Here is a 6629-nt window from a genome sequence, read left to right on the forward strand (position 1 = left end):
GACAGGGATTGAACCTGTGACCCCCTCGGTGTGAACGAGGTGCTCTCCCGCTGAGCTACACATCCTCCGGAAGGGATGCGCCTATAGCCCGGTGAGGCGCCCGGTTCAAGCGGTGAGAAGACGAACGCACGCATCGGGCAGCTCGTCGAAGTGGTGGATGAGGATGTCGGGGTTCAGTTCGGCCGCCGGGATCTCGGTGTAGCCGAAGCTGACCAGGATGAGCGGGACCTTCGCCGCCCGCGCCGCGCCGGCGTCGGTGGAGGCGTCGCCGACCATCAGGGCCCGGTCCATGCTCCCCCCCGCGGCCTCCACGGCGGCGATCAGGTGGCGCGCGTCGGGCTTGGGCGCCGGCGCGAGGTCGGCGCCGATCACCGCGTCGAACAGCCAGGCGATATCCAGCTTGGCGAGGATCGGCGTGGACAGGCTGGTGAGCTTGTTGGTGCAGACCGTCAGCTTGGCCCCCGCCGTCTTCATGACGCTCAACGCCTCGACGCAGCCCGGAAAGGGCCGGGTCAGGTCGGCGCTGTGGTCGTTGTAGTGGGCGATGAAGCGGGCGAAGAGATCGTCCATCCGGTCGGTCGGGATCGGATGGCCCTGGGCGGCGAAGCCTCGCTCGATCAGACGCCGGGCGCCATGGCCGATGAAGGGCCGCGCGTCCTCGAGGGGCAGGGCCGCGATCCCCTCCTGAGCCAGAAGCACGTTCAAGGTCCCGATCAGGTCGGGTGCGGAATCGACCAGGGTGCCGTCCAGGTCGAAGGCCAGCGTCGCGCCGTCCAGCATTGAGAGGTCGGCCAAGGTGCGCGCTCCATCGAAACCGCTCGCCGTTTCCGCTAAAGGCCGCAAGATTGCAATGACCGCCCCGACTCGAAGGACCGCTCGATGACCGCACGCGCCGCAGTGATCATGGCCGCCGGCCAAGGCACGCGCATGAAGTCGCCCCTGCCCAAGGTGCTGCACAAGGTGGGCGGGCGCACCCTGCTGGACCGAGTGATCGACACCGTGCAAGCGACCGGCTGCGAGAAGATCGTCGTGGTGGTGGGGACCCACAGCGCCGCGGTGCGTGAGCTGGTGGTGCGCCGCCTGGGCGAGGCCGCCGTGGCCGTGCAGGACCCGCCGCTGGGCACGGGGCACGCGGTGCTGGCGGCCAAGGCTGCGCTGGCGGACTTCGACGGCGACGTGCTGGTTGTGAACGGCGACTGCCCGCTGCTGGAGGCCCAGGACCTCGATCCGCTGTTCAAGCTGCGGGCTGAAGGCGCGCCGCTGGCCCTGCTTGGCTTCGAGCCGGCCGATCCCCTGCTGTACGGACGCCTGATCCGCGGCGCGGACGGGCATGTGCTTCGCATCGTCGAGGCCAAGGACTGCACGCCCGAGCAGAAGGCGGTCCGCGCCTGCTACGCGGGAATGCTGGCCGCCGACCGGGCGACGCTGTTCGGTTGGCTGGACAGGGTCACCAACGACAATGCGAAGGGCGAGTACTACCTGACCGATATCGTGGGCCTGGCCACGGCGGAGGAAGCGATGGTCCGCGCCGCCTTCGCCCCCGAAAGCGCGGTCATGGGTTGCGACACGCCCATGCAGCTCTCGCAGGCCGAGGCGATCTTCCAGCACCGGAAGCGCGCGCACTTCCTGGCGCAGGGCGTGCAGATGCTGGCGCCCGAGACGGCGCACTTCTCGTGGGACACTCAGATCGCCGCCGGCGCCGTGATCGAGCAGTTCGTGGTCTTCGCCCCCGGCGTGACCGTCGAAACCGGGGCGGTGATCCGCGCCTTCAGCCACCTGGAGGGCGCCAAGGTGATGGCCGGAGCCCTGATCGGGCCCTACGCCCGCCTGCGTCTCGGCGCGGAGATCGGCGAGGAGGCCCACATCGGCAACTTCGTCGAGGTCAAGAAGGTCAAGGTCGGCGCGGGCGCCAAGGCCAACCACCTGGCCTATTTGGGCGACGGCTCCATCGGCGCGAAGGCCAACATCGGGGCCGGCACGATCTTCTGCAACTATGACGGCTTCGACAAGCACGAGACCCATGTGGGAGAAGGCGCCTTCGTCGGCTCGAACTCCGCCCTGGTGGCGCCGGTGAAGATCGGGGCGGGCGCCTATACGGGCTCCGGCTCAGTGATCACCCGCGACGTGGCGGCGGACGCGCTCGCGCTCGAACGCGGGACGCAGGTGGAGAAGCAAGGTTGGGCGGCGCGCTTCCGGGCGGCCAAGCTCGCCAAGAAGGCGAAAAAATAACGTCGCGGGCCGCGCTGGCTTCGCCTATGTCACCGCCATGAGCGCAGCGATCGATGATCAGAAGCGAGCCAGCGGCGAGGCCGCCGCGGCTCTGGTGGAATCCGGGATGGTCGTGGGTCTGGGCACTGGCTCGACCGCGGCCTGGTTCGTCAAGGCCTTGGCGGCGCGAGGGCTCGACATCGTTGGCGTGCCCACCTCGGTGGCCACCGGCGAGCTCGCCGCGAGCCTCGGAATCCGGCTGACGGAGCTCGATCAGGTGGGTTCCATCGACCTGACGGTCGACGGCGCCGACGAGATCGGCCCGGCCCTGTCGCTGATCAAGGGCGCCGGTGGCGCCCTGCTGCGCGAGAAGCTGGTCTGGGAGGCCTCCAAGCGCTGCGTGGTCATCGCCGACGCCGCCAAGCGGGTGAAGACGCTGGGTCAGTTCCCCTTGTCGATCGAGGTCGTGGCCTTCGGCCACCAGACCACGGCTCTGCGGATCTGCGACGCCCTGGCCGAATGCGACCTGGGGGTCGCCCCGCGCCTGAGACTGAAGGATGGCGCCCCGATGAAAACCGACGGCGGCAACCTCATCTATGACGCGGCGTGCGGGCGCATCGAGGAGCCTGCCCTGCTGGCCGCCGCGTTGAAGAGCGTGACCGGCGTGGTCGATCATGGCCTGTTCCTCGACCTGGCCGACCTGGCCCTGGTGGGAACGCCCGACGGCGTCGTCACCTTCGAACCCTAAGGAGCGCCCGTCTTGGCGAACTACGACTACGACCTCTTCGTCATCGGCGCGGGCTCAGGGGGCGTGCGCGCGGCCAGGCTCGCGGCCATGAGCGGCGCCAAGGTCGCCGTCGCCGAGGAGCATCGCGTCGGCGGCACCTGCGTGATCCGCGGCTGCGTGCCCAAGAAGTTCATGGTCTACGCCTCGGAGTTCGCCCACTACGCGCAGACCGCTGAGGGTTACGGCTGGTCGGCCAGCCAGGCGACCTTCGAGTGGAAGACCTTCCTGGACGCCAAGGACCGCGAGATCGCCCGGCTGTCGGGGATCTATGTCACCAACCTCTCCAACGCCGGCGCCGAGATCGTTCACGCCAAGGCGCGGCTCAAGGACGCCCACACGGTCGAACTGGAAGGCAAGGGGACGCTGACGGCGGGCAAGATCCTGATCGCCACTGGCGGGCGCCCCTGGAAGCCGACGGACTTCGAGGGCGCCGAGCACATCATCACCTCGGAAGAGGCCTTCCACCTGCCCGAACTGCCCAAGTCGATCATGATCGCCGGCGGTGGCTATATCGCCGTGGAGTTCGCCGGAATCTTCAATGGCCTGGGGGTGGACACGACCCTGGTCTATCGCGGGGCCAATATCCTGCGCGGTTTCGACGACGATATCCGCGCCCACGTGACTGAGGAGATGAAGAAGCGCGGGATCAAGATCGTCCTGGGCTGCCAGCACGAGCGCATCGAGAAGACGGCGAGCGGCTATGTCAGCCACATGACTTCAGGCTCGGCGATCGAGACCGGCCTCGTGATGTTCGCCACTGGCCGCAAGCCCTACACCGATGGCCTGGGCCTGGAGAAGGCCGGCGTGGCGCTGAACGAGGCGGGCGCGGTGGCGGTGGACAAGTTCTCCAAGACCAATGTCGCCAACATCTGGGCGGTCGGCGACGTCACCGACCGGATCAACCTGACCCCGGTGGCGATCCGCGAGGGCGCGGCCTTCGCCCAGACCGAGTTCTACGACAACCCAACCAGTTTCGATCATGACATGGTGGCCTCGGCGGTGTTCTCGCAGCCGCCGGTCGGCTCGGTGGGTCTGTCAGAGGCCGACGCGCGCCATCAGCACGGCAAGATCGACATCTACCTCTCCCGCTTCCGGCCGATGAAGACCACCTTCTACGGCGGCGACGAGCGTTGCCTGATCAAGCTGGTGGTCGAGGCCGCGAACCAGCGGGTCGTGGGCTGCCATGTGGTGGGGCCAGATTCGCCTGAGATCATCCAGATGGCGGCCATCGCCTTGAAGATGGGCGTGACCAAGCAGCAGTGGGATTCCACCTGCGCCGTCCACCCGACCTTGGCCGAGGAACTGGTCACCATGCGCGACAAGTACGTGGCTCCGGGGCTCGGCGCCGCCGCATGACGCAAGGGGCGTCGATCCCCGAGGCGCGAGTCTCGGTCTGGTCCGGCTGGATCCTGGTCGGGCTGTTCGCCCTGATCCCTTTCGCCGCCTGGGGTGGGCCGCTGGCCTTCGCGCCGCTGGTCGGCCTTGCGGGCCTGATGACCCTGCGCGGCCTTCGGATCATCGACGCCGACCGCCCGGCGGCCATCGCCGTGGTGGTGATCCTGGCCTGGGCGTTGGCTTCGACCTCTTGGAGCCCCTACACGCCGGAGGATCTGGAGGGCGCCACCGCCTTCAAATTGATCGCCCAGGCCGCGCTCTACTGGGCCGTGATCTGCGCGGCCCGAGACGCCGCCGCCGGACCGCGGACGATCGCTTTGCGTGTCCTGGTGTGGGGCCTGGCGGCCCTGGGACTGCTGCTCAGCATCGAGACCGCCACCGGCGCGGCGGTCTACCGGACCCTGCGTGACGCGCTTGGCGATCCGATCCGAGCCGATCTGGCGGTGAAGAACGTCGCCCAGGCCGGATTCGTCCTGGCGCTCCTGACACCGGCCGCGACGCTCGCGGCGATCCGACTGGGGGAGAGCCGCTGGCTGATCCTGCCGATGGGGGCCGGCTGCATCGGTGTGGGCCTGCTGTTCGCCACGGACGCGCCGATGGTGGCCCTGATCGCCGCGATCCTCGCTGGACTGACGGTTTGGGCCTGGCCCCGCATCGGACCGCGGGTGCTGGCCGGTTTCGCCGCGGCCTTCTTCCTGGGCGCGCCGGGTTTCGTCTGGGCGGCTCAGAAGATTGGCCTCTACGCGCAGGTCGAGGCCAGCATGCCGCTCTCCTGGGCCTTGCGGATGGGCTACTGGCGGCGCGCGGCGACCTGGATCGGCGACCACCCGTCGCGGGGCTGGGGCCTGGACGCCAGCCGCATGTTCTCGCCGGGCATCAAGCTGCACCCGCACGATGCGGCGCTGCAGATCTGGCTGGAGCTGGGCCTCATCGGCGCGATGGCGGCGGCGGTGTTCTGGGCGTCGATCCTGGCCGGGCTCAGCCATCGCGAGCGCGATCTCGGCCGCGCTGTCGGCGCGGCCACGGCGGCGGCCTATCTCACCTACTCGGCGTTTTCCTTCGGCGTCTGGCAGGAATGGTTCCTGGCCATAGGCGCCCTGGCGACGGCGGCCTGCCTGTTGGCGGCGCGCGCCCCATCGACGCCGCGACCCTAATCGGAGTAGAAGGCGCGGTTTCGTTTGCCCGCAAACCCGCGTGCAGGCGCGGAGTTGAGACATGACCGAACACTGGACGCCCGCTTCGTGGAGAAAAAAACCCGCAAAGCATCTCCCCACCGACTATCCGGACATGGCGGCCCTGGCCGGCGTGGAGCAGACCCTGCGCGGCATGCCGCCGCTGGTGTTCGCCGGCGAGGCGCGGCGCCTGAAGAGCCTGCTGGGCGACGTCGCCGCGGGTAAGGCTTTCCTGCTGCAGGGTGGCGACTGCGCCGAAAGCTTCAAGGAATTCCACGCCGACAACATCCGCGACACCTTCCGACTGATCCTGCAGATGGCGGTGGTCCTGACCTTCGCCGGCGGCAAGCCGGTGGTGAAGGTGGGGCGCATGGCCGGCCAGTTCGCCAAGCCGCGCTCGTCACCGGTCGAGACCATCGACGGCGTCGAGCTGCCGTCCTATCGCGGCGACATCATCAACGGCATGGACTTCGACGCCGCCAGCCGCGTGCCTGATCCTCAGCGCCTGCTACAGGCCTATGGCCAGTCGGCTTCGACCCTGAACCTGCTGCGGGCCTTCGCCGGCGGCGGCTATGCCGACCTCTACAACATCCACCGCTGGACGCTGGGCTTCGTGGCCGACAGCCCACAAGGCGCGCGCTACCGCGAGGTCGCCGACAAGATCAGCGAGACCCTGGCGTTCATGCAGGCGATCGGCGTGACGCCCGAGAGCCAGCCGGCACTGCACCAGGTGGAGTTCTTCACCTCCCACGAAGGCCTGCTGCTGGGCTTCGAAGAGGCGATGACCCGCGTCGATAGCACCTCGGGCGAATGGTACGACACCTCGGCCCACCTGCTCTGGATCGGCGAGCGGACGCGCCAGCTCGACGGCGCCCACGTGGAGTTCTTCCGCGGCATCCGCAACCCGATCGGCATCAAGTGCGGCCCGACGATGGAGGCGGACGACATCCTGCGCCTCATCGACGTGCTGAACCCGAAGGACGAGGCCGGCCGCATCACGCTCTACGGCCGCTTCGGTTACGACAAGATCGAGAAGCGCCTGCCGGGCCTGCTGGCCGCCACCAAGG

6 protein-coding genes and 1 tRNA gene are annotated in these 6629 nt (G+C 68.7%); 5 read left to right on the top strand and 2 right to left on the bottom strand.

Annotated elements, in window-relative coordinates:
* Both RMO04_RS06035 and RMO04_RS06040 read right to left on the bottom strand, forming a co-directional pair.
* Positions 1 to 57 (bottom strand) — tRNA-Val (locus tag RMO04_RS06035).
* A gap of 48 nt (positions 58 to 105) precedes the next feature.
* Positions 106 to 795 carry an HAD hydrolase-like protein gene (locus RMO04_RS06040; protein ID WP_309643887.1) on the bottom strand — a complete coding sequence of 230 codons (690 nt, stop codon included), beginning with the start codon at positions 793 to 795 and terminating at the stop codon, positions 106 to 108.
* A gap of 84 nt (positions 796 to 879) precedes the next feature.
* On the opposite strand from RMO04_RS06040, the gene glmU reads away from it, so the two are divergent.
* The 5 genes from glmU to RMO04_RS06065 all read left to right on the top strand — a co-directional run.
* Entirely contained in the window at positions 880 to 2229 is a 1350-nt protein-coding gene (gene glmU, locus RMO04_RS06045; RefSeq protein WP_309643888.1) for a bifunctional UDP-N-acetylglucosamine diphosphorylase/glucosamine-1-phosphate N-acetyltransferase GlmU, read from the top strand.
* Between the two features lie 37 nt (positions 2230 to 2266).
* The gene (gene rpiA, locus RMO04_RS06050) at positions 2267 to 2956 is read left to right on the top strand and encodes a ribose-5-phosphate isomerase RpiA (RefSeq protein WP_309643889.1); all 690 of its coding nucleotides are present in this window, start codon (positions 2267 to 2269) and stop codon (positions 2954 to 2956) included.
* 12 nt (positions 2957 to 2968) lie between these two features.
* Entirely contained in the window at positions 2969 to 4351 is a 1383-nt protein-coding gene (gor, locus tag RMO04_RS06055; RefSeq protein ID WP_309643890.1) for a glutathione-disulfide reductase, read from the top strand.
* Positions 4348 to 5544: an O-antigen ligase family protein gene (locus RMO04_RS06060; protein ID WP_309643891.1), complete on the top strand. Its 1197-nt coding sequence runs from the start codon at positions 4348 to 4350 to the stop codon at positions 5542 to 5544. Before gor ends, RMO04_RS06060 begins: the two co-directional genes overlap by 4 nt.
* 61 nt (positions 5545 to 5605) lie before the next feature.
* A partial coding sequence (locus RMO04_RS06065; RefSeq protein ID WP_309643892.1) for a 3-deoxy-7-phosphoheptulonate synthase class II occupies positions 5606 to 6629 on the top strand: 1024 nt, incomplete at its 3' end.

Source organism: Phenylobacterium sp., from assembly GCF_031412415.1.
Classification (GTDB): Bacteria; Pseudomonadota; Alphaproteobacteria; order Caulobacterales; family Caulobacteraceae; genus Phenylobacterium.

Coding starts and splice junctions, on each gene's coding strand:
- glmU (WP_309643888.1), top strand. CDS start 880: ATGACCGCACGCGCCGCAGTGATCATGGCCGCCGGCCAAGGCACGCGC.
- rpiA (WP_309643889.1), top strand. CDS start 2,267: ATGAGCGCAGCGATCGATGATCAGAAGCGAGCCAGCGGCGAGGCCGCC.
- RMO04_RS06060 (WP_309643891.1), top strand. CDS start 4,348: ATGACGCAAGGGGCGTCGATCCCCGAGGCGCGAGTCTCGGTCTGGTCC.